We start from the raw sequence: 24918 nt of genomic DNA, 5'->3' as shown, positions 1-24918 counted from the left end.
CGCCTGACGCAAGAGCGCGACCCCGCCAACCTGAAGTGGAACGAAGTCGGTGCCGACATCGTGGTCGAGTCCACCGGCCTGTTCCTGGACAAAGTCACCGCCCAGAAACACCTGGACGCCGGCGCCAAAAAAGTCATCCTGTCTGCGCCCTCCAAAGACGACACCCCCATGTTCGTGTTTGGCGTGAACGACAAAACCTACGCCGGCCAGGCCATCATCAGCAACGCCAGCTGCACCACCAACTGCCTGGCCCCTGTGGCCAAGGTGCTGAACGACAAATGGGGCATCAAGCGCGGCCTGATGACCACCGTGCACGCAGCCACCGCCACGCAAAAAACCGTGGACGGCCCGAGCAACAAAGACTGGCGCGGTGGCCGCGGCATTCTGGAAAACATCATTCCCAGCAGCACCGGTGCCGCCAAGGCCGTGGGCGTGGTCATTCCCGAGCTGAACAAGAAGCTCACCGGCATGTCTTTCCGCGTGCCCACCTCCGACGTGTCGGTGATCGACCTGACCGTGGAGCTGAACACCGAAGCCACCTACGCTGAAATCTGCGCCGAAATGAAGGCCCAGAGCGAAGGCGCCCTGAAGGGCGTGCTGGCCTACACCACCGACAAAGTGGTGGCCACCGATTTCCGTGGCGAAACCTGCACCAGCGTGTTCGACGCTGATGCCGGTATCGCGCTGGACAGCACCTTTGTGAAGGTGGTGGCTTGGTACGACAACGAGTGGGGTTACTCCAACAAGTGCCTGGAAATGGTGCGCGTGGTTGGCGCGTAAGGAGCACGGCATGAAGTTTTTGAGATTCAGCGATGTGTGCGCCAGTGGTTTTGCGCGCGACAAACGCGTCTTCATCCGCGCCGACCTGAACGTGCCGCAAGACGACGCCGGCCGCATCACCGAAGACACCCGCATCCGCGCCAGCATCCCCGCCATCCAGATGGCGCTGGACGCGGGTGCCGCCGTCATGGTCACCAGCCACCTGGGCCGGCCCACCGAAGGCGAATTCAAACCCGAAGACTCCCTGACCCCCGTGGCCGCGCGCCTGGGCGAGCTCATGGGCCGCTCGGTGCGCGTGGTCGCCAATTGGGTGGATGGCGACTTTTCGGTGGCGCCCGGTGAGGTGGTGATGTTGGAAAACTGCCGCCTGAACAAAGGTGAAAAGAAAAACAGCCCCGAGCTGGCCAAGAAACTCGGCGCCCTGTGCGACATCTTCGTGCACGACGCGTTTGGCACCTCGCACCGCGCCGAAGGCACCACCTATGGCATCGCCGAAACCGCGTCCATCGCTTGCGCCGGCCCGCTGCTGGCGGCTGAGATGGACGCCATCGGCAAAGCATTGGCCGCGCCAAAGCGCCCGCTGATCGCCATCGTCGCCGGCAGCAAGGTCAGCACCAAGCTCACCATCCTGCAAGCGCTGGCGAAAAACGTGGACGGCCTCATTGTGGGTGGCGGCATTGCCAACACCTTCATGCTCGCGGCGGGTTTGAAGATTGGCAAAAGCCTGGCCGAGCCCGACCTGGTGGGTGAAGCCCAAGCCGTGATCGAAGCCATGAAAGCGCGCGGCGCGGCGGTGCCCATTCCCACCGACGTGGTGACCGCCAAGACCTTCAGCCCCGACGCTGTGGCCACCGTGAAAGCCGCCACCGACGTGGCCGACGACGACCTGATTCTGGACATTGGCCCAGAGACCGCGGCCTTGCTGGCCGAGCAACTGAAAAAGGCCGGCACCATCGTGTGGAACGGTCCGGTGGGCGTGTTCGAGTTCGCCGCGTTTGAAAACGGCACCAAGGTCATTGCGCAAGCCATTGCCGAGAGCAGCGCCTTCAGCATCGCCGGTGGTGGTGACACGCTGGCGGCCATTGCCAAGTACGGCATTGAGAAGGACGTAGGCTACATCTCCACCGGCGGTGGCGCGTTCCTGGAAGTGCTGGAAGGCAAGACGCTGCCGGCTTTTGAGGTGCTGGCGCGGCGCGCTGAATGAGACCCTTGCTGACGGGCCCCCACCCCCGCCCTCCCCCAGAGGGGGAGGGGGTCAGTCGGGGAGAGCCCCGTATTCGCTCCTTCCCCCCCTGGGGGAAGGCTGGGATGGGGGCTCCCCGAACCTTTTTTTCATTGATCCATCGACCGGAGACTTTCCATGGCCCTGATATCCCTTCGCCAACTGCTCGACCACGCGGCAGAGCACCACTACGGCCTGCCGGCCTTCAACGTCAACAACATGGAGCAGGTGCAGGCCATCATGCAGGCGGCTGACGCGGTGAACAGCCCGGTCATCTTGCAGGGTTCGGCCGGTGCGCGCTCCTACGCGGGCGAGCCGTTTTTGCGCCACCTGATTTCGGCCGCGATCGAGATGTACCCGCACATCCCCGTCTGCATGCACCAGGATCACGGCGCAACGCCCGCCATTTGTGCGCGCTCCATCCAGTCGGGCTTCAGCTCGGTGATGATGGACGGCAGTCTGCTGGCCGACGGCAAGACGCCGTCGAGCTACGAGTACAACGTCAACACCACCAAGCAGGTGGTGGATCTGGCCCACGCCTGCGGTGTATCGGTGGAAGGTGAACTGGGCTGCCTGGGTTCGCTGGAAACCGGCAAGGCTGGCGAGGAAGACGGCCACGGCGCTGAAGGCGAAATGGACCACTCGATGCTGCTGACCGACCCCGATGAAGCCGCCGACTTCGTGAGCAAGACCCAGGTGGATGCGCTGGCCATCGCCATCGGCACCAGCCACGGCGCCTACAAGTTCAGCAGCAAGCCCAGCGGCAAGGTGCTGCGCATCGACCGCGTGAAAGAAATCCACCAGCGCATTCCCAACGTGCACCTGGTCATGCACGGCTCCAGCAGCGTGCCGGAAGACTGGCTCTCCATCATCAACCAGTATGGCGGCGACATGGGCGTGACCTACGGCGTGCCGGTGGAAGAGATCGTGGAAGGCATCAAGAACGGCGTACGCAAGGTCAACATCGACACCGACCTGCGCATGGCCAGCACGGGGGCTATTCGGCGGCATTTGGCCGAAGACCGCAAGAACTTCGACCCGCGCAAGTTCTACAAGGAAGCGACCAAGGCGATGCAGGCGATTTGTGCGGCGCGCTACGAGGCGTTTGGTGCGGCGGGCATGGCGTCGAAGATCACGCAGGTGTACAGCTTGGAGGCGATGCAGAAGCGGTATGACTCGGGTGCGTTGGTGGCTCGGGTCGCTTGAGCCTCTTTGTCGTGGATCTTTTTCTTTCGTGGCGAGCCGGGTCTCGGCCCGGCGGCCGACTCACTTTCTTTTGCTTCGCCAAAAGAAAGTAAGCAAAGAAAAGGCGAGCCGAAGTCCGGGCCGCTGCGCGGTGCCTTGCGCTGCTCGGTTCGAGCGGGGTCGGGCTGAACTCGCTGCGCTCAGACAACGCCCGCCCTGATCCGCTCGCCCCTGCGCTGCTCAGCCCGGCCACACGGCGAAGCTCTGGATCGGGATCGGGCTTCCCCTCCGGGGTGAAATGCCCCAACCCAGGATGCGGTGGAACCGGCTATGCCGGGCAGCACGCATCGCCCCTTGAGGGGCGGAGAGGTTACGCGCAGCGAACAAGCGACGGGGGTGGGGCCAGTGCCAACCGGCTATGCCAGGCCACTCGCATCGCCCCTGGGGGGGTGACGCGCTGCAAGCGCGGCGCGGGGGGAGCCTACTTACTGCTGACGTACTCGGCGACGGCTGCCATCTCCAGCTCCGTCATCTTCTCCGCCACCACATGCATCACCACGTTGTCGTTGGTACGGTCGCGTTTGTTGAACGACTTCAGCTGCGTGTGGATGTAGCCCGAAAACTGGGTGGCCAGGCGGGGCAGGTTGGCGGCACCTTCGGCGTTCGTGCCGTGGCAGCTGACGCAGGCTGGCACACCGCTGAACTTGTTGCCGTTGTGGTACACGTAGCGGCCCATGGCGGCCAGCTGGGGGTCTTTGGCCTCTTCGCGCGGCAGGCTCATTTTTTCGTAGTACTTGCCCAGCGCCAGCATTTCGTCGGGTGTCAGCTTGGCCACCATCTCGTTCATGGCCGAGCTCTTGCGCTGGCCACTCTTGAAGGCTTCAAGCTGTTTGGCGACGTACTCGGCGTGCTGGCCAGCCAGCCGTGGAAAAGCCTCGCTGGTGGACTCGCCCTGTGCGCCGTGGCAGAGAAAGCAGGAGCCGCCTGCAATCTTCTTGGCGCGGGCTTCGTCGGCTTGTGCCCAGGCGCTGGTGGGTGCCAACAACGCTGCGGCAGCGGCGATGCTGGAGAGGAGGAGAGGACGATTGGCCTTCATTGCATAACCTCAGACTGATATTTGAAAGCGAAAAAAACGCCCCGCTGTGACAACGGGGCGTCTTTGAAGTTCATCAGGCCAGTGTGTCAGCCCAGATGTTGCGCGCCCAGGCGAGGGCGTACCGACCTTCCAGTTCACTGGCCGCGCTCGACACACCACCCGAGCCGGGCACCGTCAGCATCGTTTTCTTTTCCGCGTCGTAGCGGTGCACGCTGGCCACGTGGACCACGTCTTCGTCGGTGACGAAGCTGTAGCAGGTGTTGGCATAAATAGGCATGCTCGGCGCTTCTTTGCCGGCCAGCAGCGAGACCACCGCCGCAGCGCAGGTTTTGCCGTGCTGGTTGGCCATGTGACCGGACTTGGGCATGCCCGGGGCGATCTGGATCGCGTCGCCCAGCACGTGGATGTTTTTGTGGGCCTTGGACTCAAACGTCAGGAAGTCCACTTCGCACCAGCGGTTGTTGGCCGTGGCCAGGCCGGTCTTCACGGCAATGTCACCGGCGCGCATGTTGGGTACCACGTTGGCCACAGCGGCTTTGAAGTCGTCGTTGAACTCAAACTTCAGCGTGTTGGTGGCGGCGTCCACATCGGTGACCTTGTGCTTGGGCCGGTACTCGATCATGCCGTCGTAGTGGTCCTTCCAGGCCTTCATGAACAGACCCTTCTTCGACTGGATGTCGTCGTTGGCGTCGAAGATCACAACCTTGCTCTTGGGCTTGGCCTTCTTGAAGTAGTTGGCCACCATGCAGGCGCGCTCGTAGGGGCCGGGCGGGCAGCGGTAGGGCGCCAGCGGAATGGACAGGGCGTAGACGCCGCCGTCGGGCATGGCTTCGAGCTGCTTGCGCAGGGCCACGGTTTGCGCGCCGGCTTTCCAGGCGTGCAGCACCTTGTCTTTGGCGGCCTGGCTGGCCATGCCGGGCAGGCTGTCCCACATGAAGTCGATGCCGGGCGACAGGATGAGCCGGTCGTAGGGCAGTTCACCGCCACTGGCGAGTTTGACCATGCGCTTTTCAGCGTCGATGCTGGCCACCATGTCGCGCACCACCCTCACGCCGTGGCGCTTGGTCAGGTTGTCGTAGGGCGTGGTGATTTCTGCAATCGTTTTGCTGCCCTGGATCACCAGGTTGGAGATGGGGCACGAGATGAAGGTCTCGTTGGGCTCGATCAGCGTGACGTCGATGCCGTAGTCCGAAAACATGCGGACGTACTTCGCTGCGGTGGCGCCACCGTAGCCGCCACCCACCACCACCACCTTGGCGCTGCTGCCGCCCATACCGGCGCAACCGCCCAGCAAGCCCAGACCAGCCACAGCCGAGCCAGCGCCCAGCGTTTGTACAAATTGACGACGTTTCATGGTGGGGCTCCTTATTTCTTCTGGGCAGCAAAGTAAGCTGCGATCTGACCGAGTTGTTCGTCGGAGTAGCCCTTGGACAGCTGGTGCATGATGGTTGCGGGCTTCTTGCCGGTCTTGAAGTCCAGCATTTTCTGCAGCAGTTCGTCTTTGTCCTTGCCCGCCAGTGACTCCATGCCCTGGAGCGCCCGCCCATCGGTGCCATGGCAGTTGGCACATGCCGCTGCCCAGACGCGGACCTGGTTGACCTGGGCTTGCGCCCCCGCAGCGGCGAGGCACAAAGCACCCGCAGCCAGCCACTTCATCGATTTGACCATCATCATCTCCAGAGGTTGGTTTTGATTGAACACCGTCTAAAACTGTAGCAGACCCCTGCAACTGTCATAAGCATCAGTAATTCCGCATATTTAGATGTTTGATGCTAGCATCGGCCCCCCAGCGACTCCAGCCCGTGAAAACCCTAGCGAATTAAGGGCGTTCAGTGCCGCTCGCGTCAGTGTGAAGTCAGCTTAAAACGGCCGGCCGGAATGGGCTTTTTTGAGGTGTGTGGGGTGCTGCGGCTGCTTGCGGTGCGTGCTGTTGCGCCGCGCCAGTGACCACCGTTTGTCAGATTTTTGAGGGAATCCGGGTTTACACTAATCGGTATATCAGCATTCAATCATATAGTTTGAACGATCAAAACAAAGCCTGACCGGAGAACCGCTGGTGGATGAACTGCATGAGGTGTTTGAGTCTGTGGCGCGCTATTTCAGCGTGCTCGGCGAGCCCACGCGCTTGCGCATCTTGCATGCGCTGTGCCAGGAAGAGCGCTGCGTGAACGACATCCTCAAGGCTACCGGGCTGGCGCAGGCCAACGCTTCGCGCCACTTGGGCCTGATGTACCAGGCGGGCATGTTGTCGCGTCGCCGCGATGGCAACCAGATTTTTTACAAAGTGGCCGACCCGATGTACGTCGAATTGTGCCGCGCGGTGTCGGTGCAAGTGGCTGGGCGCATTGAAAGTGCGGCCAACGCTCGCGAGAGCTTCAACCATTTCGTCGATGACATGACTCCCCGCCCAAGCCAGCCGGCCCGGGCTCCTCACACAAACCCCCTCAACCAGAAGGAAAAAGCAAGTGTCTAAAGACCTGAGCGAAGTCATTGGGCGCGTCCTCCCCGCGCCTGAGAATCACCTGAGTGCCGAAAAAATGGAAGAGGCCCGCAAGGCGCGCCGCAGTTTCATGGGCAAGGCCCTGGCCATGGGGGCTGGCGTGGCCGCGACCACCACCGCCACGACGCGTGCCATGGCGGCCGAGGGCGAAGAAGCGATCTTGAAGCTGCCTGCGCACACCGTGGGCCTGGGGCAGCCCGTGGCCATGGAAGGCTATGGCAAGCCCAGCAAGTGGGAGGGCAACCTGCAGCGCCGTGAAAGCCCGGGTCTGACCCGCGTGTCGCAGGCTTCGGTCAGCTTTACCCCGCTGCAGGGTCTGTTTGGCATCATCACGCCCAGTGGTTTGCACTTCGAGCGCCACCACCAGGGCTGGTGGGACATTGACCCCAGCAAGCACCGCTTGATGATCAACGGCCTGGTGAAGCGCGAACGGGTGTTCACCATGGACGACCTGATGCGTCTGCCCAGCGTGTCGCGCATCCATTTCATTGAGTGCGGCGCCAACTCGGCACCCGAGTGGGGCAACGTGGCGCTGCCTTCGGTGCAGTACACGCACGGCATGGTCAGCTGCTCGGAATTCACCGGCGTGCTGCTGTCGACGCTGCTGGAAATGTGTGGCTACGACAAAAAGAATGGCAAGTACGTGCTGGCCGAGGGTGCCGATGGCTCCTCCATGACCCGCACGATCGCCATCGATCAGGCCATGGACGACTGCCTGGTGGCCTGGGCGATGAATGGTGAAATGCTGCGCCCCGAAAACGGCTATCCCCTGCGTCTGGTGGTGCCTGGTGTGCAAGGCGTGAGCTGGGTCAAGTACCTGCGCCGCATCGAGGTGGGCGATATGAAGTACGCCACGAAAGACGAGGCGGTTCACTACATCGACCACATGCCCGATGGCACGCACCGCCAGTACACCGGCATTCAGGAGTGCAAGTCCGTCATCACCACACCGTCGGGCAGCCAGACGCTGTTGGACAAGGGTTTCTACAACATCACGGGTTTGGCCTGGTCGGGCCGTGGTGCCATCAAGCGGGTGGACGTGAGCGTGGACGGTGGACGCAACTGGCGCACCGCGCGCATGGAAGGGCCCGTGCTGCCGAAAGCCCTGACCCGTTTCAACATTGACTGGGTGTGGGATGGCAAGCCAGCCATTTTGCAGAGCCGTGCGATCGATAGCACCGGCTACGTGCAGCCCAAGATCAACCAGCTGCGTGCCGTGCGGGGCACCAAGTCCGTGTACCACCAAAACGCCATTCAGTCCTGGAAAGTGTCTGAGAACGGTGAAGTCTCCAACGTGCAGGTGTTCTGATGAAATCCTCATTCAAAATTTCCACTCCCGCTGCGGTCGTGACCCTGGCCCTGGCCTTGTTGGGCTCCGGTGCTGCCGTGGCCCAGACCCAGCCTTGGCACAACATTGGCCGCGACGCCACTCCCGCCGAGGTGAAAGCCTGGGACATCGATGTGCGTCCCGACTTCAAGGGTTTGCCTGCTGGCGCTGGCAGCGTTGCCAAAGGCGAAGAAGTGTGGGAGGCCAAATGCGCCTCTTGTCACGGCAGCTTTGGTGAGTCCAACGAAGTGTTCACCCCTATCGTGGGCGGTACCACCAAGGCCGACATTGAGCGTGGCCGTGTGAAAAACCTGGAGGAGGGCGGCAGCTTCCCCCAGAAGACCACGCTCATGAAGGTGGCCACGCTCTCCACCATCTGGGATTACATCAACCGCGCCATGCCCTGGAATGCGCCCAAGACGCTGACCACCGACGAGGTGTACGGCGTGACGGCCTATATTCTGAGCCTGGCTGAAATCGTGCCGACCGACTTCACCCTCACCGACAAGAACATTGCCGAGGTGCAAAAGCGCATGCCCAACCGCAATGGCATGGTGTTCTACGAGCCGCTGTGGAAAGTCAACGGCAAGGGCGATGTGAAAAATGTGGCGTGCATGAAGGACTGCCCGGTTGAAACGACCATCCGATCCTCCTTGCCCGACTTTGCCCGCGACGCGCACGGCAACATTGCCGAGCAAAACCGCATCATTGGTCCCGTGCGTGGCGCCGACACGACGAAGCCTGCTCCCAAAGGCCCCGTCGGTTCTTCTGCCTTGCCCGCACCGGTGGTGGCTGCGGCACCAACCGCAGGCGGCAGCGACCCCAAGGTTTTGCTGAATGCCAACAGTTGCACGGCGTGCCATGGCATGAAGAGCAAGGTGGTGGGTCCCGGCTTCAATGAAATCGCCGCCAAGCACAAAGGTCGCGCAGATGTTGAAGCTTATTTGATCGACAAGATCAAGAACGGTGGTTCAGGCGTGTACGGTGCTGTCCCGATGCCGGCTCAACCGCAGCTGAAGGATGCCGAAGCCAAAGCCATTGCGCAGTGGATCGCTGCAGGTGCGAAATAAGGGGGGGCAAGAACATCTTCTCAGGAACCGTTGATCCGCTGGTGCATCTTAATATCAGCATTTACTCGTAAACCCCAACTTCTTTAAGTCAAGGAGACCTTAAGCTATGAAAATGATGACGAAACAACTTGCTTTCGCTATAACTACGTTGCTGGCCATGTCCGGAGCCTACGCGATGGACGCCGCTGCCGCCAAGGCGCTCGCATCCAAGAGCGCTTGCCTGGCTTGCCATGCGGTGGACAAGAAGCTGGTCGGTCCGTCTTACAAAGACGTGGCGGCCAAGCACAAGGGTCAGGCCGATGCCGAAGCCAAGGTGGCTGCACGCATCAAGTCGGGCGGCTCCGGCATGTACGGTCCTGTCCCCATGCCTGCGCAACCCAATCTGAAAGACGACGAGTTGAAACTGCTCGCCGCCTGGATTCTTGCCGGTGCCCCCGACAAGTAAACTTTTCACATTTTTCTTTTACCAGGAGCTCAACATGAACAAATCACGCCGTGTCGCCCTCAAGACCACCGGGGCGTTCGCCACACTGGTGTCGCTGGGCATCATCACCCAGAGCCAGGCCCAGGCCGCTGTGGACCACGCCAGTTTCCAGGTCAAGACCCTGGAAGATGCGCTCAAAGCCATCGGTGGCACCGCCGCCACCAGCGACCAGGTTTCTGTGGTGTCCCCCGACATCGCTGAAAACGGCGCTGTGGTGCCCGTGGGCGCCACCAGCAAGCTGCCCAACACCACCGAGATGTACCTCATCGTCGAGAAGAACCCAACCCCGCTGTCGGCTGGCTTCATGATCCCTGCGGGTACCGCGGCTGACGTTCAGACCCGTCTGAAGATGGGTCAGAGCACCAACGTGATCGCCGTGGTGAAGGCCGATGGCAAGCTGTTCTCGGCCAGCAAAGAAACCAAAGTGACCCTGGGTGGCTGCGGCGGCTGATCGCCCCCATCAACCAAGTCACCGTACAAACCTTTCATTGAAAACTTAGGAGTCCATCATGGCAGATCCGATGCGCATCCGTGCCGCCCTCGCTGGCGACGAAACCACCGTTCGTGTGCTCATGTCCCACCCCATGGAACCCGGTACCCGCAAAGACGCGTCCGGCGCTACCATCCCCGCCCACTTCATCAAAGACGTGGAAGCCACCAGCGCCGGCAAGACCGTGCTGAAGGCCATGTTCAGCGGCTCTGTGTCGCAAAACCCCTTCCTGTCCTTCAAGTTCAAGGGCGGCGCCAAGGGTGACAAGGTCGTGGTGAAGTGGACCGACAGCAAGGGTGAAACCCGCACCGACGAAGCCGCTATCGCCTGATTGGTGCATGGTGCAAACGGCCAGCCTGCGAAGTCTGGCCGTTTTTGATTTTTCAATGCAAAAAGAAGGAGACTCCAGATGAAGAAATCCGTGGCCAAACGCCTGCTTTTGCTGTCTGCCGTCATGTCCGTCGGACTGTCTGCTGCACACGCACAGGGCACTGCCGCTGAGGGCATCGCCAAATACCGTGAAATGCTGGCCGACGGCAACCCTGCCGAGCTGTTTGAGATGAAGGGCGAAGAGCTCTGGAAGCAAAAGCGTGGCCCGAAGAATGTTTCGCTGGAGCAATGCGATCTGGGCAAAGGCCCCGGCGTGATCGCTGGTGCTTTCGTTGAATTGCCCCGTTATTTCAAAGACACGGGCCGGGTGCAGGACCTGGAAACCCGTTTGATCACCTGCATGGAAACCTTGCAGGGATTCAATGCGGCCGAAATTGCCAAGACGCCTTTTGGCCGCGGTGAAATGGCCAACGTGACGGCGTTGGCCACCTATGTGGCGACCGCTTCCAAGGGCATGCGTTTCAACCTGCCGCAGGCGCATGAACAAGAGAAAAACATGTACGAGGTGGGCAAGCGCCTGTTCTTCGCACGCGGCGGTCCGCACGATTTCGCTTGCTCGTCCTGCCATGGCGTTGATGGCGGTCGTATCCGTCTGCAAGACCTGCCCAACCTGACCAAGAATCCCGGAGATGGGGTTGGTTTTGCCGCTTGGCCCGCTTACCGCGTGTCGAATTCGCAGATGTGGGGCATGCAGTTGCGTTTGAACGACTGCTACCGCCAGCAGCGCTTCCCCGAGCCCAAGTTCGGCAGCGACGCCACCATCGCGTTGGGTGTGTACATGGGCGTCAATGCCAAGACCGCCGAATCCATCGTGCCGGCCATCAAGCGCTGATCAGGAGACACCGACATGAAAACCACCATGAAATTCGCACTCATCCCTTTGGCCGCCCTGGTGCTCGCGGGTTGTACATCGTCGCCCTCAGGTGCTGACTACGACAAAATGACCGCCGATGTGGTGAAAGCGTCGTTCCAGGACCGTGGCATTGCCAAGCTCGACCGCCTGCAGCAAGACGACGCCAATCGCGAGTGCAGCGCTGCCGATGTCGCGGGCAAACCGCTGGACGAAAAGGTGGCCAAGGCCATCGAAGAAGCCAACCTCAAGACCGTGAAGTGGCCCAGCGACGGCAAGTTTCTCGGCGACTGGAAAGAGGGCGAAAAAATTGCCCAGAGCGGTCGCGGTTTGACGTGGAGCGATGCTGCGGGTTCGGCCAACGGCGGCAACTGCTACAACTGCCACATGATCGGCAAGGAAGAAATTTCCTTCGGCAATCTTGGCCCCAGTCTGTACAACTATGGCAAGCTGCGCGGCGTGACCGATCCGAACGCCGCGGCCTCCAAGGCTATTGTCGAATACACCTGGGGCAAACTTTGGAACGCCCGTGCCTACAACGCCTGCTCACAAATGCCGCGTGCCGGCCACATGGGTATCTTGAACGAAAAGCAGATTCAGGACGTAATGGCGCTCCTGCTGGATCCCGCTTCACCGGTCAACAAGTGATCATGTGATGTGGCTTTGCGCACAGGACGCCTGACCTGCGCGCATGTCCCGGCCAGCTTCGGTTGGTCGGGCATTTCGACTAAAAATTTGGTGCAAATATCAGTAATCAATTGTTAAGGAATGTTTATGAGCTTCAGTCGTCGTGAATTCATGCAGGTGCTCGCCGTGGCCAGTGCGACCGGTATGGCCATCGGCCAAAAAGACGTGCTGGCTGCCGCGCCCGGCGCGGGCGAGCGTTTGTACGACGTGCCCAAATTCGGCAATGTCAGCTTCTTGCACTTCACCGACTGCCACGCTCAGTTGCAGCCCATCTATTTTCGCGAACCCAATGTGAATCTGGGGGTGGCCGAGGCGCTGGGTCGCCCGCCGCACATCGTGGGTGAGGGCTTGCTCAAGCATTACGGCTTCAAGCCCAACACGGCCGAAGCGCACGCGTTCACCTACCTGAACTTCTCGCAAGCCGCCAAGACCTTTGGCAAGGTGGGTGGTTTCGCCCACTTGGCCACGCTGGTTAAGCAGATCAAAGCCAGCCGCCCCCATGCCTTGCTGCTCGACGGTGGCGACACCTGGCAGGGCAGTGCCACTTCGCTGTGGACCAACGGTCAGGACATGGTTGACGCGTGCAAGCTGCTGGGCGTGAACATGATGACGCCCCACTGGGAATTCACCTTTGGTGCCAAACGGGTTCAAGAGGTTGTCGAAAAAGACTTCAAAGGTCACATCGACTTCCTGGCGCAAAACGTCCAGACGTCCGATTTCGGCGACCAGGTGTTTGCGCCGTATTCCATGCGCGAAATGAACGGCGTGAAGCTGGCCGTGATTGGTCAGGCGTTCCCCTACACCCCCATTGCCAACCCGCGCCACATGGTGCCTGACTGGTCGTTCGGCATCCAGGACGAGCACATGCAGAAGATGGTGGACGAGGCGCGCTCCAAAGGCGCGCAGGTAGTGGTCGTGCTGTCGCACAACGGCATGGACGTGGACATCAAGATGGCTTCGCGCGTGCGGGGCATCGACGCCGTGCTGGGCGGCCACACCCACGACGGCATGCCCGCCCCCGTGATCGTGAAAAACAGCGGTGGCCAGACCCTGGTGACCAACGCCGGCTCCAACAGCAAGTTTCTGGGCGTGCTCGACTTCGACGTGCGCGGTGGCAAGGTACAAGACTTTCGCTACAAGTTGCTGCCCGTGTTCTCGAACCTGCTTCCGGCAGACAAAGAGATGCAGGCCCACATCGACAAGGTGCGCGCGCCTTACAAAGAAAAGCTGGAAGAAAAGCTCGCCGTTACCGAAGACCTGTTGTACCGCCGCGGCAACTTCAACGGCTCGTGGGATCAGGTTATTTGTGATGCGCTGATGGACGTCAAGGGTGCTGACATGTCGTTCTCGCCTGGCGTGCGTTGGGGCACATCGCTGCTGCCTGGTGACGTGATCACCTACGAGCGCATGATGGACCAGATGGCGCTGACCTACCCGGCCACCACGCTCAACGAATTCACCGGCACCCAGATCAAGGAAATTCTGGAAGATGTGGCAGACAACCTGTTCAACCCTGACCCGTACTACCAGCAGGGCGGCGACATGGTGCGCATCGGCGGCATGCAGTACAGCTGTACCCCGGGTGCGGCGGCCGGCAAGCGCATCAACAACATGACGCTCAAAGGCAAGCCCATTGACGCCGACAAAAAGTACAAAGTGGCCGGTTGGGCCTCGGTGCAAGAAGGCGTGCAGGGCGAGCCCATCTGGGATCTCGTTTCGGGTTATCTGCGCGACAAGAAGGTGATCAAAGGCGTCAAGATCAACACGCCCACCATCATCGGCATGGAAGGCAACCCGGGTATCGCTGCCTGATCCGGTCCGCTCCGCCAAACGAAGCCGCCAGCCGCACCGGCCTGGGGGCTTTTTTGTCTGTGGAACCTACCTGGCAGTCACCGAGGCGGCCGCTGTGCCAGCCCGGCAGACCTTATGCTTGGCGCCATGCTCAAGCCTTTGCCCATTTTTGATCCGCGCCAGGTGCCTGTGGTGCAAGGTGCGCAGGCCGATGGCTTGTGTGCGCCTGCCGCCCACCGGCTGACGCCGCAGGGTTTGCGCCAGCTGTTCGCCAGTCCGCCCATCTGGACGCCCGAGCTGCGGGAGGAAAAGATGTTTGCCGACCGTGCGCCGGCCCAGGCGGCGGTGCTGCTGCCCCTGGTCATGCGCGAGCAGCTGATGCTGATCTTGACGCAGCGCACGTTGCATTTGTCTACCCACTCGGGGCAAATTGCGCTGCCGGGTGGCAAGCTCGACGCCACAGATGCCAGCGCCACGGCGGCGGCGCTGCGCGAAACGCACGAAGAAATTGGCCTGCCACCCGAGCGCGTGGAGGTGCTGGGTACCTTGCCGGTGTATGTCACGGGCACCGCGTTCACCGTGACACCCGTGGTGGGGCTGGTGCAACCGGGATTCGCCTTGCAGCCCAACCCGCAGGAGGTGGACGACGTGTTTGAGGTGCCGCTGGCTTACCTCATGAACCCGCTGCACCACCGTCGCCACGCCTGGACATTTAAGGGGGTGGTGCGCGAGTGGTATTCCATGCCTTACCAGGACGGCGCCCAGGAGCGCTTCATCTGGGGCGCCACGGCCGGCATGTTGCGCAACTTCTACCGCATGCTCAGCGCATGAGTGGCCAGGGGTGGCCGTTTGGGCGGTCTCTGAGGGGGCCACCGGCACGGCGGTCGGCACCTGCGCCGCTATGATGACGCCATGAGTTTTTTCGCCATCCTGATCGCGCTGTTGCTGGAGCAGGCCCGCCCGCTCGCGCACGACAACCCGGTTCACGCGGGCTTGCGTGGCTGGGCCCGCATGGTGCGCCGCAACCTCGACGCCGGACAATCGGCCCACGGCTGGACGGCCTGGGCGCTAGCGGCGGGCGTGCCCGCGCTGGTGGCGGGTCTGGTTTACTGGGGACTGTGGCAATTCAGCACCGTGCTTGCTTTTGTGTGGATGGTCGGGGTGTTGTATGTGACCCTGGGTTTCCGGCAGTTCAGCCACCATTTCAGCGAGATCCGGCAGGCGCTGGACGTGGGCGACGACATGGCTGCGCGGGAAAAGCTGGCGCAATGGCTGCAAGTGGACGCCAGCAGCCTGCCCCGCACCGAGCTGTTGCGCCAGGTGATCGAGCATTCGGTGCTGTCGGCCCACCGCCATGTGTTTGGTGTGCTGGTTGCGTTCGTCGTGTTCTGGGTGCTTGGCCTGGGGCCTGCGGGCGCGGTGCTGTACCGCATGGCCGAGTACCTGTCGCGCAACTGGCGCGCTCGCCCCGACGGCACCCCCAGCGAAGCCTTGCGCCGTGCCGCCGCGCTGGCTTGGCAATGGGTCGACCACCTGCCAGCCCGCGTGACGGCACTGGGCTTTGCCATTGTGGGCAACTTTGAAGAAGCGGTGGCGAGCTGGCGGGGTGACGCCGAACGCTTTGCACCGGGCAGCGACGGTGTGGTGCTCGCCGCCACGTCGGGCGCGCTCAACGTGCGGCTGGCGTCGCAGCCGGAGAGCGCCGATCCCATTGACGATGCCGACAACAGCTTGCGCCCCGAGCCCCAGTTGGCGCATCTGGGTAGCGTGGTGGGCCTGGTGTGGCGCACCGTGGTGCTCTGGATGCTGCTGCTGGCTTTGTTGACGCTGGCCCGGCTGGTGGGCTGAGCGCAGACGCCTCCGCTCTCAGCCGCTCAGTAGCGCCGCTTGTTCGACAGTTCGTCGAACAGTTCCCGGTAGATCTGGTAGCGGTAAGGGTTGATGGCCAGGGCATCGTTGGCCGAAGGCTCGTCACCGGTCTGTACATGCGACACCACGGCGCAACCGGGTTCGTGCAAATGGGTGCAGTTGTAAAAACGGCAGGTGCCCAGGTTGGCGCGCAGGTCGGGCATCAGGTGCGCCAGCTGCATGGGTTCGATGTGGTTGAGGCCAAATTCCTGGAAACCTGGCGAGTCGATCAGGGCGGTCTGGCGTTGCTCGTCCACCCAATACCAGGTGGTGCTGGTGGTGGTGTGCTTGCCCGAATTGAGCGCGCGAGAAATTTCACCGGTGAGCGCTCGCGCGTGCGGCACAAGCCGGTTGACCAAGGTGCTTTTGCCCACGCCCGAAGGTCCGAGCACCAGGGTGCGTTTGCCGGCCAATCGGGCTTGCAGCTCGTCCAGCCCGGCTTCGGTGGTGGCGGCGGTTTCACCTTTGAGGCGCAAGGGCAGTACCGCACAGCCCATGCGGCGGTAGGGCGCCAGGCGTGCCCAGGCGCGGTCAAAGCCCGGCTGCACGTCGCTCTTGTTGAGCACGATCAGCACGTCGATGTGCTCGGCCTCGGCCGCGATCAGCGCGCGCGCGAGTTGGCTTTCTGAAAACTCGGGGTCGGCTGCCACCAGCACGAGTATCTGGTCCAGGTTCGCCGCAAACGACTTGGTCCGCATCTCGTCCTGGCGGTAAAACAGGTTGCGCCGCGTCTGCACGCGCTCGATGCTGCCTTCGTCGCCCGTGGTCTGCCACAGCACCTGGTCACCCACGACGACTTGGCTCTTTTTGCCGCGGGGGTGGCAAATGCGGCGTTCGCCGTCGGGGCTTTCCACCAGACAGTGCCGCCCGTGGGCCGCCACCACCAAGCCTTCAGTCGGGGGTGTCGTCGCAGCGCTGGCCCCAGCGGGCTGCGGGGTGTGGTTGCGCTTCAAGCGGTGCGCCCTGCGGGTGTGAGGCGGTGCATTCAGGCTTTCAGCAGGGCGTCAACCGCCGCCGCACAGAAGAAGTCGCTCACCGAAATGCCGCCCACGTCGTGCGTGTTGAAGCGCACGGTGCAACGGCTGTAGCCCAGGGCCAGGTCGGGGTGGTGGTCTTCGCGGTGCGCCACCCAGGCCAGCGCGTTCACGAAGGCCATGGTTTCGTGGAAGTTGGTGAAGGTGTAGGTCTTCTCCAGCGCGCCGTCGATGAGCTTCCAGCCTTGGGCGGCATCGCCGTTGAGCTGGGTGAGTTGCGTCACGATTTCGGTGGCCGACAGGGCGCGGCGGTTTTGGTGAATGGGGTTCATGGTGTCGGTGTGCCTTCAGGCAGGCGTGGCGGTGTGGGTGGGGCTGGCGGCCAGCAGGCGGGCCAGGCGCTCGCTGGCGGGCGGGTGCGAGTAATAAAACCGCGCGTAAACCGGGTCGGGAGTGAGCGTGCTGGCATTGTCCTTGAAGAGCTTGAGCAATGCGCTGGCCAGATCCGCCCCATTGGTCTGGGCCATGGCGTAGGCGTCGGCTTCAAATTCGTGGCTGCGCGACATGCCTGCCATCAGCGGTGAAAGGAAAAAAGTGAGCAGAGGCACCGCCATCATGAACAGCAGCAGGGCCAGGGCGTCGTTGGGTGCATCCAGCGCCGGCATGACGCCCAGCCCGGTGTAAAACCAGGCTTGTCCAGACAACCAGCCCAGCAGCGCGAAGCCCAGCAGGCTCAAGCCAAACATAAGCGCAATACGCTTGATGATGTGGCGGCGTTTGTAGTGGCCCAGTTCGTGCGCCAGCACGGCATCAATTTCGGCCGGGTTGAGCTGCTGCAACAGGGTGTCAAAAAACACCACGCGCTTGGCGGCGCCAAAACCGGTGAAGTACGCGTTGGCGTGGGCGCTGCGCTTGCTACCGTCCATGACAAACAAGCCCTTGGCCGCAAAGCCGCAGCGCTGCATCAGCGCGTTCACACGGGCCTTCAGCGTTTCGTCTTGCAGCGGCTCAAATTTGTTGAACAAAGGCGCGATCACTGTGGGGTACAGCACCAGCGCCAGCAAGTTGAACGCCATCCACACGCCCCAGGCCCAGAGCCACCAGGTGGCGCCTGCCGCGCCCATGAGCCACAACACCAGCGCTGCGATGGGCAGCCCCACCAGGGCACCCACGAGCGCGCCCTTGACCAGGTCACCCAGCCAAAGGGAGAGCGTCATTTTGTTGAAGCCAAAGCGCTCTTCAATGCGGAACGTGGCCCACCACCCCAACGGCAGCGTAATCAGCCCGCCAATGAGCGTGAAAGCTGCCAGCAAGGCCAGTTGTTGCACCATGCCGCCACCCAGTGCGCCCAGCAGCGTCTGGTTGAGCCAGTCCAGCCCGCCCAGCAGCGTCCAGCCGAGCAGCAGCGCGGCGTCAATGGCCAGCTCCAGCAAGCCAAAGCGCGACTTGGTGATGGTGTAGTCGGCCGCCTTTTGGTGGGCGGGCAGTGAAATGGTGTGGCTGAAAGCCGCCGGCACGGTGCCGCGGTGCCGGGCCACATGCCGTATCTGGCGGCTCGCCAGCACGGTGCGCGTGATCAGGCTGAGCACCAGCAGGGCGCAGAAGACGGCGGTGAAAATCAATGATTCGGTGTCCATGCCAGCGAGTCTATCGAAGACCGTACCCGCCGCGGCGCACGGACCACAGGTTTCCCCTCGCTCCGGCGGGCGACTGTGCCGGATCGGCGAAAATCACGCCATGACATCGACCAACCCCATTGAAATTCCCGCCGCCGCGACCCCGGCAACTGTGCCTACCTTGGTCAAAAGTGACCAGAACCTGGTCTGGATCGACTGCGAAATGAGCGGGCTCGACCCGGAAAAGGAGCGCTTGCTGGAAATTGCGGTGGTGATCACCGGCCCGCAACTGACGCCCCGGGTGGAAGGCCCGGTGCTGGTGATTCACCAGAGCGACGCCGTGCTGGGTGCCATGGACAACTGGAACAAGGGCACGCACGGCCGCAGTGGCCTGATTGACAAGGTACGCGCCAGCACCGTGACCGAAGAGCAGGCGCAGGCCGAGTTGCTGGCGTTTATTGGCAAATACGTGCCCAAAAACAGCTCGCCCATGTGCGGCAACACCATTAGCCAAGACCGCCGCTTTCTGGTGAAGTTCATGCCCAAGCTGGAGGCGTATTTTCACTACCGCTGCCTGGACGTGAGTACGCTCAAAGAATTGGCCAAACGCTGGAGCCCGGCGGTGTACGACGCGTTTAAAAAGCACCAGAAACACACCGCCTTGGCCGATGTGCACGAGTCGATTGACGAACTTGAGCACTACCGCACGCACTTTTTGCGCTGAAGCGCGCCCATCTGGCTGGTGCTGCAAGGTGTTGGCTTGGGCCCCGCCGATGTGGCGCGGGCTGCGTGCAGCATGTCAAAATTGAGACAATTGCGCGAATTTTCTATGACAAAAAAATCCAAATCCCGTTTCGTCTCGAAGTACCAAGACGTGCTGCAACTCGGCGCGGCCGTTTTGTTCCTGATCCTGGTTGGTGTGTACGCCTCGCTCACCGGCGCCTCCACGGTGGGTCTCGCGTCGTCGGCCGTGTGGCTGCTGATTGTGGCAGCGGCTGTGGGCGCTTACATGGCCATGAACATTGGCGCCAACGATGTGGCCAACAATCTGGGCCCTGCTGTGGGTTCAGGCGCCATCACCATGGGCTGGGCCATTCTGATCGCCGCGGTTTTTGAAGTCTTGGGTGCCATCGTGGCCGGGGGCGAGGTGGTGGGCACCATCAAGGGCGGCATCATCGACGCAGATCAAATTGCCGACCCCAGCCGGTTCGCCTGGGTCATGTTTGCGGCGCTGCTGGCCGGCGCGCTCTGGCTGAATCTCGCCACCGCAGTGGGCGCACCCGTGTCCACCACACACTCCATCATTGGCGCCGTCATGGGCGCGGGTATTGCTGCGGGTGGATGGGGCCTGGTCAACTGGAGCACCATTGGCGCCATTGTGGCGAGCTGGGTTATTTCGCCCCTCATGGGCGGCGCCATTGCGGCGGGCTTCCTCTACGTCATCAAGCGCAGCATCACCTACCGGGCTGAAAAAACCGAGGCGGCCACCCGCATGGTGCCGTGGCTCATCGCTGTCATGGTGTGGGCCTTTGGCACCTACATGATGCTCAAAGGTCTGGGGCAGTTGGTCAAGGTTGGCTTCGTGACGGCGCTGCTGGCCGGTGTGCTCATGGCCGCTGTGGCCTGGGCATTGGTCCGCAAGCCGGTGGCGCGCATGGCGGCACGCCAGGACAACAGCAAAGATGGTGTGAACCGCTTGTTCACCTGGCCGCTGGTGTGCTCGGCCGCATTGTTGAGCTTTGCCCATGGCGCCAACGACGTGGCCAACGCCATTGGCCCCCTTGCGGCTATTTACGAAGCGGTGAAGTCGGGCGCAGTGGCCACCAAGGCCGCAACGCCCCTGTGGATCATGGTGCTGGGTGCGCTGGGCTTGGCCATTGGTCTGGCTTTGTATGGCGCCAAGCTGATTCGCACCGTGGGCAAGGAAATCACCGAGCTGGACAACATGCGTGCGTACTCTATTGCCATGGCGGCCACGCTCACCGTGATCGTGGCGGCCCAGCTGGGAATGCCGGTGTCCACCACGCACGTGACCATTGGTGCGGTGTTTGGTGTGGGTTTTCTGCGCGAGTTGCTGAAGGTGAACTACGCCAAGATGGAGGCCGTGGTGTTTGCGGGCCACCAGGGCCAAGACCGGGCCGAGGTTGAGGCGTATCTGCAGCGCTTCGAGGCGGCCGAGGTGTTGGAGAAAAAACGCATGCTGGCCGACATGAAGCGCCGAACCAAAGCACGCGAGGAGGCCGAAGGCGCCCTGTTTGCCAAGAGCGAGCGCAAGGCCCTGAAGAAAGCCTACAAGCAGGAAATCGTCAAACGCTCGGCGGTCATGCGCATCGTGGCCGCCTGGATCGTGACCGTGCCGGCCACCGCGGTGCTGGCGGCCATCCTCTTCCACATCGTGGCAGCCGTGCTCAGTTGAGCCGCGTGTAAAAATAATTCTAGGGTTTTCCCTAAAATCTGCCATAATCAGTGGCTGCGCAGGAAACTGCGCATATTGTGCATCTGCCTCACACTCAGAGTCCTGATGCCGTCGGGAAGCCAATAGCCAAACCGCTCAAGCTTCCCCAATGACGGCCACGACCGTGACAGCCACCCACCTTCGGCGGGTCTTCACGGTTGATGTTTATCTCCAGGGCCCATGCGCCATCCTCTGCCAGATTCCTGATCTGACGAGCGGCGCTCTTCGTTTGATGGTTGATGTTTTTGCCAACCACGAATGAAGCAGCCTGACCCTGCGGCACCGGCTTTGCCCGTCTGCCTGGAACAGTTCCCGCTTTGCTCGATCACGTGCGCGCCATTTTTTTGCGCACAGGATGATGGAACATGAACGACTCACTGGATTTCTCCGACAACACCCGCGACGAATTTTCGCCTGCGCAAGACGCTTTTATCGCTGAAGTGGCCGACGTGGCCGTGGAAGCCGCTCCTGAAACCGACGCTGTGGCCGACGCCGCACCGGTGGTAACCGAGCCCAACGGCTTTGAATTGCTGGGCCTGGCGCCCGAGCTGGTGCAAGCCTGTGTCGACTTGGGTTACACCAAGCCCACCCAGGTTCAAAACAATGTGGTGCCCAAGGCCATGTTGGCCGAAGGCGAAGCCCGTTTTGCCGACCTGATGGTTTCCAGCCAGACCGGTAGCGGCAAGACCGCTGCTTTCTTGCTGCCCGTGCTGCACACGTTGCTGCAACAGCAAGCCCAGGCAGAAGCCCAAGAGCGCGCCGACTTCGACCGCTCCGTGGCCGAAGCCCTGGCACGCGGTGAAGTTGCCCCCAAGCGCCCCAAGCGCAAAGACCCCACCAGCGCACGCAACTTCAAGGCCGCCACCCCCGGCGCCCTGATCTTGTGCCCTACCCGCGAACTGGCCCAGCAGGTGGCGCAAGACGCCATCGACCTGGTGCGCCATTGCCGCGGCCTGCGCATTGCCAACGTGGTGGGCGGTATGCCTTACCAGGTGCAGATTGCACGCCTGCAAAACGCCGATCTGGTGGTGGCCACCCCTGGCCGCTTGCTGGATCTGCAGCGCTCGCAGCAAATCAAACTCGACAAAGTGCAGTTCCTGGTGGTTGACGAAGCCGACCGCATGCTCGACCTGGGCTTCTCCGACGACCTGGCCGATGTCAACGACATGACCAGCCAGCGCCGCCAGACCATGATGTTCTCGGCCACGTTTGCCCCCCGCATTCAGCAGCTCGCCATGCGCGTGATGCACGACGGCGGCAAGCACGTCCAGAAAATCCAGATCGACAGCCCGCAAGAGCAGCACGTCAACATCCAGCAAAAGCTGTTCTGGGCCGACAACGCCCAGCACAAGCGCACGCTGCTCGACCACTGGTTGCGCGACACCACCATCAACCAGGCCATTGTGTTTTGCAGCACGCAAATTGAATGCGACGGCCTCGCCACCGACTTGCAACAGTCCGGCTTTGCCGCCGTGGCCTTGCATGGCGCACTGAGCCAGGGCATTCGCAACCGCCGCCTGATGGCGCTGCGCGACGGCCAGGTGCAGATTCTGGTGGCCACCGATGTGGCGGCCCGCGGTATTGACGTGCCCACCATCACCCACGTGTTCAACTTTGGCCTGCCGATGAAAGCCGAAGACTACACGCACCGCATTGGCCGCACCGGCCGTGCCGGCCGCGATGGTCAGGCCATCACGTTTGCCGAAATGCGCGACCGCCGCAAGATCTTCGACATTGAAGCCTTCACCCGCCAGCGCATTGCCGTTGAAACCATCCCTGGCATGGAGCCGCGCCAGCGCGCTCCGTCCGCCGAGCCGTTTGGACGCGGTGGTGCCCCCGGTGGCCGCCCAGGCGGCCGTGGCAACAGCAACGACCGCTTTGCCGACCGCCGTGGCGCGCCAGCACCGCGTGGCCCGCGTTTCGAAGGCCGTGGTGACGCACCGCGCTTTGAAGGTCGCGGTGATGCGCCTCGCTTCGAAGGCCGTGGTGATGCACCCCGCTTCGAAGGCAACCGTTTCGAGCGCGAAGCCCCTCGCAGCGAAAACCGCTTTGACAACCGTGGCGACAGCCGCCCTGCAGGCCGTGGTTTTGGTGACAAGCCGCCAGCACGCGCTGGTTTCGGCGCCAAGCCAGCTGGTTTCTCCAGCTTTGGCCGCCCAGACAGTCGCCCCGACACCCGCGGTGGTGACCGTTTCAGCGACCGCGGCAACTCCGAGCGCGCTGCCATGCGCGGTGGTGAGTTCGCTCCCCGCCGCCCTGAAGGTGGCGCACCGGCTCGCCCCGTGGCGCGTCGCAGCCCACGCTGAGTGCACCAAAGGGCCCTCGGGCCCATAAAAAAGCCGGACCTTGTGTCCGGCTTTTTTTTGCCTGTGCGGGTCTGACTCGGCGGTCGAACAGCGAGGGCGCTGTTCAGCACAGCCTTGCGGACAAGGCTGTCAGATCTGAGCAGCCTTGAGTTGTCTGGTCGCCACCAAGGCAGACAAAAAACCATGCAGCCACCGCAGGTCCAGCGGCTTTTTCAGAAACACCGTGTCGGCTGGCAGCCCGCCCTTGGCCTTCACTTCGCCCTCGCTGAGCCCTGAGATCGCCACCAGCAGCATGGAGGCAAACGCCGGGTTGCTGCGCAGCGAGTGCAGCAACTCAAAGCCGTCCACGCCGGGCATGCTCAGATCGGTCAGCAACACATGCGGTCGCAGCGTCCCAATTTGTAGCAGCGCTTCCACCGCAGAAGACATCAGCGTGCAGGACAAAGGCAGACCCCACTGTTCGGTTGCGGCACGCACCACTTCCAGCGTCACCAAGTCGTCATCGACCACCAACACCCGCAGCATCGGGTTGCTTTCAGGGCCGCTTGAGCCCTGGTTTCCGTGCCGGGCTTGGTAATCGCGCAGAGACTGGTTGGCAATACGGCGGTGGCCGCCTTGGGTTTTCCACGCCTCAAGCTCGCCCCGTTCCACGAGCGACTGCACGGTGCCCACCGACAGGCCGAGCATGCGAGCTGCTTCAAAAGTGCCACAGTAATCGGAAGATGTAGACATGTGTTGAACCGACAAAATTAGATAGATCGTCTTATTTTGACATTTTTCTATTGTTGTTTGCACATTTTGTGTACTGAACGCGCCATTGCGTTCGGGTTGAGAAAGGGGAGGGGCCAATCCTGCAAACCTGGTGCGGTGTTTTGGTTCCCCGGTCAGTGCCACCAAACGATCCTCCAACCTCGGTGGGAAGGCTTTGAAAGCCGCGCGCCTCAGGGAAGGTCACCCTACCTACCGCGGTATCTCCATCGTCAACTCCACCCGCCGGTTGAGCGCCTTCTCCGAAGGACTCTGTGCATCGCTGATCGGGCGGGTATCGGCATAGCCAGTGGCTTGCAGCCGCTGCGGTGCAATGCCGCGCTCAATCAAATACCGGGCCACGCTGGCGGCGCGGCCGGTTGACAGCTCCCAGTTGGACGGGAACCGCTCGGTCTGTATGGGGACGTTGTCCGTGTGGCCTTCGACCACCAGGCGCAGCTCGGGTTGGGCGTTCAGCACGGGCAGTAGGGTGTCCAGCACCGAAAGCCCGCCCTGGGCCAGACTGGCGGCGCCGGAGCTGAACAAGATTTCACTGCTGATACGAAGGCGAACGCCGGTGTCGCTTTTCACCACTTCAATATCTTTGCCCAGCTGCTCCAGCGGCAGCCCGGCCAGGGGATCGGTGGCGGCGGGCAGCGCCACCGGCAGGGGCACGGGCGGCACGATGTCGGGCGACACCTGGGTGGGCACCGGTGCTGCGGCCACGGGGTCTGGCTGCGGGTGTTCAGCGTCGGTGGTGGTTTCGCCGTTGGGCGGCCCGGCCAACGACAGCATGACCACCATCATCACCAACAGCAGGGTGATGACGTCCAGGTAGGTCATCAGCCAGCTTTCTTCTTGCGCTTCCATCACGGGCTCGATGTGCCAGCGGTTGGCCGTGTGGCGTGGGCGTGCGCTGGGTGGGGGTGCGTGGTTTGGCGCTGGTTGGTTGTTAGTTAGCGCTGCGTTGGGCGGCGTGTCAGGCGCTGCGCCAAACGCGTTGTCACGCTCAAGCGGGTCCAGGGTTTTCATGGGTCAAC

General features: G+C 62.3%; 25 protein-coding genes. 17 read left to right on the top strand and 8 right to left on the bottom strand.

The window, feature by feature from the left end; genetic code table 11:
- The 3 genes from AC0GNR_RS16345 to fba form a co-directional block, all read left to right on the top strand.
- On the top strand, positions 1–780 hold a 780-nt coding region (locus AC0GNR_RS16345), incomplete at its 5' end, for a type I glyceraldehyde-3-phosphate dehydrogenase (RefSeq protein ID WP_472901961.1).
- Between the two features lie 10 nt (positions 781–790).
- Entirely contained in the window at positions 791–1984 is a 1194-nt protein-coding gene (locus AC0GNR_RS16340; RefSeq protein WP_472901960.1) for a phosphoglycerate kinase, read from the top strand.
- 156 nt (positions 1985–2140) lie between these two features.
- Complete coding sequence (fba, locus tag AC0GNR_RS16335) at positions 2141–3208, top strand: class II fructose-bisphosphate aldolase (protein WP_472901959.1); 1068 nt, start codon at positions 2141–2143, stop codon at positions 3206–3208.
- Positions 3209–3668: 460 nt separating this feature from the next.
- Here the strand turns inward: fba and AC0GNR_RS16330 are convergent, their stop codons facing one another.
- The 3 genes from AC0GNR_RS16330 to AC0GNR_RS16320 form a co-directional block, all read right to left on the bottom strand.
- Positions 3669–4283: a c-type cytochrome gene (locus AC0GNR_RS16330; RefSeq protein ID WP_472901958.1), complete on the bottom strand. Its 615-nt coding sequence runs from the start codon at positions 4281–4283 to the stop codon at positions 3669–3671.
- A 73-nt stretch (positions 4284–4356) separates the two neighbouring features.
- Positions 4357–5637: an FCSD flavin-binding domain-containing protein gene (locus AC0GNR_RS16325; RefSeq protein ID WP_472901957.1), complete on the bottom strand. Its 1281-nt coding sequence runs from the start codon at positions 5635–5637 to the stop codon at positions 4357–4359.
- An 11-nt stretch (positions 5638–5648) separates the two neighbouring features.
- Entirely contained in the window at positions 5649–5957 is a 309-nt protein-coding gene (locus tag AC0GNR_RS16320) for a c-type cytochrome (protein ID WP_472901956.1), read from the bottom strand.
- A 382-nt stretch (positions 5958–6339) separates the two neighbouring features.
- Here AC0GNR_RS16320 and AC0GNR_RS16315 point away from each other — a divergent pair, with 382 nt between their 5' ends.
- The 11 genes from AC0GNR_RS16315 to AC0GNR_RS16265 all read left to right on the top strand — a co-directional run bounded on the left by AC0GNR_RS16315 (position 6340) and on the right by AC0GNR_RS16265 (position 15720).
- Positions 6340–6756 carry an ArsR/SmtB family transcription factor gene (locus AC0GNR_RS16315; RefSeq protein WP_472901955.1) on the top strand — a complete coding sequence of 139 codons (417 nt, stop codon included), beginning with the start codon at positions 6340–6342 and terminating at the stop codon, positions 6754–6756.
- 64 nt (positions 6757–6820) lie between these two features.
- The gene (gene soxC / locus AC0GNR_RS16310; RefSeq protein ID WP_472901964.1) at positions 6821–8092 is read left to right on the top strand and encodes a sulfite dehydrogenase; all 1272 of its coding nucleotides are present in this window, start codon (positions 6821–6823) and stop codon (positions 8090–8092) included.
- Positions 8092–9180: a c-type cytochrome gene (locus AC0GNR_RS16305; RefSeq protein WP_472901954.1), complete on the top strand. Its 1089-nt coding sequence runs from the start codon at positions 8092–8094 to the stop codon at positions 9178–9180. Before soxC ends, AC0GNR_RS16305 begins: the two co-directional genes overlap by 1 nt.
- A gap of 106 nt (positions 9181–9286) precedes the next feature.
- Positions 9287–9625 carry a c-type cytochrome gene (locus AC0GNR_RS16300; protein ID WP_472901953.1) on the top strand — a complete coding sequence of 113 codons (339 nt, stop codon included), beginning with the start codon at positions 9287–9289 and terminating at the stop codon, positions 9623–9625.
- Positions 9626–9659: 34 nt separating this feature from the next.
- Positions 9660–10115, top strand: coding sequence for a thiosulfate oxidation carrier protein SoxY (gene soxY / locus AC0GNR_RS16295; protein WP_472901952.1), 456 nt, complete (start codon positions 9660–9662; stop codon positions 10113–10115).
- A gap of 58 nt (positions 10116–10173) precedes the next feature.
- Positions 10174–10485 (top strand): thiosulfate oxidation carrier complex protein SoxZ, encoded by a 312-nt coding sequence (soxZ, locus tag AC0GNR_RS16290; RefSeq protein WP_472901951.1) that lies wholly within the window; start codon positions 10174–10176, stop codon positions 10483–10485.
- Positions 10486–10608: 123 nt separating this feature from the next.
- Positions 10609–11376, top strand: coding sequence for a sulfur oxidation c-type cytochrome SoxA (gene soxA / locus AC0GNR_RS16285; RefSeq protein WP_472901963.1), 768 nt, complete (start codon positions 10609–10611; stop codon positions 11374–11376).
- A 15-nt stretch (positions 11377–11391) separates the two neighbouring features.
- Positions 11392–12042 (top strand): sulfur oxidation c-type cytochrome SoxX, encoded by a 651-nt coding sequence (gene soxX, locus AC0GNR_RS16280; protein ID WP_472901950.1) that lies wholly within the window; start codon positions 11392–11394, stop codon positions 12040–12042.
- A 126-nt stretch (positions 12043–12168) separates the two neighbouring features.
- The gene (soxB, locus tag AC0GNR_RS16275) at positions 12169–13893 is read left to right on the top strand and encodes a thiosulfohydrolase SoxB (RefSeq protein WP_472901949.1); all 1725 of its coding nucleotides are present in this window, start codon (positions 12169–12171) and stop codon (positions 13891–13893) included.
- 126 nt (positions 13894–14019) lie between these two features.
- The gene (locus AC0GNR_RS16270) at positions 14020–14703 is read left to right on the top strand and encodes a CoA pyrophosphatase (RefSeq protein WP_472901948.1); all 684 of its coding nucleotides are present in this window, start codon (positions 14020–14022) and stop codon (positions 14701–14703) included.
- Between the two features lie 81 nt (positions 14704–14784).
- Positions 14785–15720, top strand: coding sequence for a CobD/CbiB family protein (locus AC0GNR_RS16265; protein WP_472901947.1), 936 nt, complete (start codon positions 14785–14787; stop codon positions 15718–15720).
- Between the two features lie 26 nt (positions 15721–15746).
- Here AC0GNR_RS16265 and rsgA read toward each other — a convergent pair whose 3' ends face one another.
- The 3 genes from rsgA to AC0GNR_RS16250 are packed head-to-tail and all read right to left on the bottom strand — an operon-like array spanning position 15747 to position 18391.
- Positions 15747–16733 (bottom strand): ribosome small subunit-dependent GTPase A, encoded by a 987-nt coding sequence (rsgA, locus tag AC0GNR_RS16260; RefSeq protein WP_472901946.1) that lies wholly within the window; start codon positions 16731–16733, stop codon positions 15747–15749.
- A gap of 32 nt (positions 16734–16765) precedes the next feature.
- Positions 16766–17086, bottom strand: coding sequence for a 4a-hydroxytetrahydrobiopterin dehydratase (locus tag AC0GNR_RS16255; RefSeq protein WP_472901945.1), 321 nt, complete (start codon positions 17084–17086; stop codon positions 16766–16768).
- 15 nt (positions 17087–17101) lie between these two features.
- Positions 17102–18391, bottom strand: a complete 1290-nt coding sequence (locus tag AC0GNR_RS16250; RefSeq protein WP_472901944.1) for a M48 family metallopeptidase — start codon at positions 18389–18391, stop codon at positions 17102–17104.
- 100 nt (positions 18392–18491) lie between these two features.
- Between AC0GNR_RS16250 and orn the strand changes: the two genes are divergently transcribed.
- From orn to AC0GNR_RS16235, 3 genes are all read left to right on the top strand, one after another.
- Positions 18492–19094 (top strand): oligoribonuclease, encoded by a 603-nt coding sequence (gene orn / locus AC0GNR_RS16245; RefSeq protein WP_472901943.1) that lies wholly within the window; start codon positions 18492–18494, stop codon positions 19092–19094.
- A gap of 105 nt (positions 19095–19199) precedes the next feature.
- The gene (locus tag AC0GNR_RS16240) at positions 19200–20786 is read left to right on the top strand and encodes an inorganic phosphate transporter (RefSeq protein ID WP_472901942.1); all 1587 of its coding nucleotides are present in this window, start codon (positions 19200–19202) and stop codon (positions 20784–20786) included.
- A 404-nt stretch (positions 20787–21190) separates the two neighbouring features.
- Positions 21191–23131: a DEAD/DEAH box helicase gene (locus AC0GNR_RS16235; RefSeq protein WP_472901941.1), complete on the top strand. Its 1941-nt coding sequence runs from the start codon at positions 21191–21193 to the stop codon at positions 23129–23131.
- 129 nt (positions 23132–23260) lie between these two features.
- Here the strand turns inward: AC0GNR_RS16235 and AC0GNR_RS16230 are convergent, their stop codons facing one another.
- Both AC0GNR_RS16230 and AC0GNR_RS16225 read right to left on the bottom strand, forming a co-directional pair.
- Positions 23261–23863: a response regulator gene (locus tag AC0GNR_RS16230; protein ID WP_472901940.1), complete on the bottom strand. Its 603-nt coding sequence runs from the start codon at positions 23861–23863 to the stop codon at positions 23261–23263.
- Between the two features lie 228 nt (positions 23864–24091).
- Positions 24092–24910, bottom strand: coding sequence for an OmpA family protein (locus tag AC0GNR_RS16225; protein ID WP_472901939.1), 819 nt, complete (start codon positions 24908–24910; stop codon positions 24092–24094).
- Between the last annotated feature and the right edge of the window lie 8 nt (positions 24911–24918).

The sequence above is a fragment of the Hydrogenophaga sp. LT287 genome, assembly GCF_055702805.1.
The sequence above is the reverse complement of the archived record's forward strand: the minus strand, read 5'-3'. Positions and strand labels throughout refer to the sequence as shown.

Coding starts and splice junctions, on each gene's coding strand:
- AC0GNR_RS16340 (WP_472901960.1), top strand. CDS start 791: ATGAAGTTTTTGAGATTCAGCGATGTGTGCGCCAGTGGTTTTGCGCGC.
- AC0GNR_RS16305 (WP_472901954.1), top strand. CDS start 8,092: ATGAAATCCTCATTCAAAATTTCCACTCCCGCTGCGGTCGTGACCCTG.
- AC0GNR_RS16270 (WP_472901948.1), top strand. CDS start 14,020: ATGCTCAAGCCTTTGCCCATTTTTGATCCGCGCCAGGTGCCTGTGGTG.
- AC0GNR_RS16325 (WP_472901957.1), bottom strand. CDS start 5,637: ATGAAACGTCGTCAATTTGTACAAACGCTGGGCGCTGGCTCGGCTGTG.
- AC0GNR_RS16225 (WP_472901939.1), bottom strand. CDS start 24,910: ATGAAAACCCTGGACCCGCTTGAGCGTGACAACGCGTTTGGCGCAGCG.
- soxY (WP_472901952.1), top strand. CDS start 9,660: ATGAACAAATCACGCCGTGTCGCCCTCAAGACCACCGGGGCGTTCGCC.
- soxC (WP_472901964.1), top strand. CDS start 6,821: ATGGAAGAGGCCCGCAAGGCGCGCCGCAGTTTCATGGGCAAGGCCCTG.
- AC0GNR_RS16235 (WP_472901941.1), top strand. CDS start 21,191: ATGAACGACTCACTGGATTTCTCCGACAACACCCGCGACGAATTTTCG.
- AC0GNR_RS16230 (WP_472901940.1), bottom strand. CDS start 23,863: ATGTCTACATCTTCCGATTACTGTGGCACTTTTGAAGCAGCTCGCATG.
- soxB (WP_472901949.1), top strand. CDS start 12,169: ATGAGCTTCAGTCGTCGTGAATTCATGCAGGTGCTCGCCGTGGCCAGT.
- AC0GNR_RS16265 (WP_472901947.1), top strand. CDS start 14,785: ATGAGTTTTTTCGCCATCCTGATCGCGCTGTTGCTGGAGCAGGCCCGC.
- AC0GNR_RS16240 (WP_472901942.1), top strand. CDS start 19,200: ATGACAAAAAAATCCAAATCCCGTTTCGTCTCGAAGTACCAAGACGTG.
- orn (WP_472901943.1), top strand. CDS start 18,492: ATGACATCGACCAACCCCATTGAAATTCCCGCCGCCGCGACCCCGGCA.
- AC0GNR_RS16255 (WP_472901945.1), bottom strand. CDS start 17,086: ATGAACCCCATTCACCAAAACCGCCGCGCCCTGTCGGCCACCGAAATC.
- soxX (WP_472901950.1), top strand. CDS start 11,392: ATGAAAACCACCATGAAATTCGCACTCATCCCTTTGGCCGCCCTGGTG.
- AC0GNR_RS16250 (WP_472901944.1), bottom strand. CDS start 18,391: ATGGACACCGAATCATTGATTTTCACCGCCGTCTTCTGCGCCCTGCTG.
- AC0GNR_RS16330 (WP_472901958.1), bottom strand. CDS start 4,283: ATGAAGGCCAATCGTCCTCTCCTCCTCTCCAGCATCGCCGCTGCCGCA.
- soxA (WP_472901963.1), top strand. CDS start 10,609: ATGTCCGTCGGACTGTCTGCTGCACACGCACAGGGCACTGCCGCTGAG.
- fba (WP_472901959.1), top strand. CDS start 2,141: ATGGCCCTGATATCCCTTCGCCAACTGCTCGACCACGCGGCAGAGCAC.
- soxZ (WP_472901951.1), top strand. CDS start 10,174: ATGGCAGATCCGATGCGCATCCGTGCCGCCCTCGCTGGCGACGAAACC.
- AC0GNR_RS16320 (WP_472901956.1), bottom strand. CDS start 5,957: ATGATGATGGTCAAATCGATGAAGTGGCTGGCTGCGGGTGCTTTGTGC.
- AC0GNR_RS16300 (WP_472901953.1), top strand. CDS start 9,287: ATGAAAATGATGACGAAACAACTTGCTTTCGCTATAACTACGTTGCTG.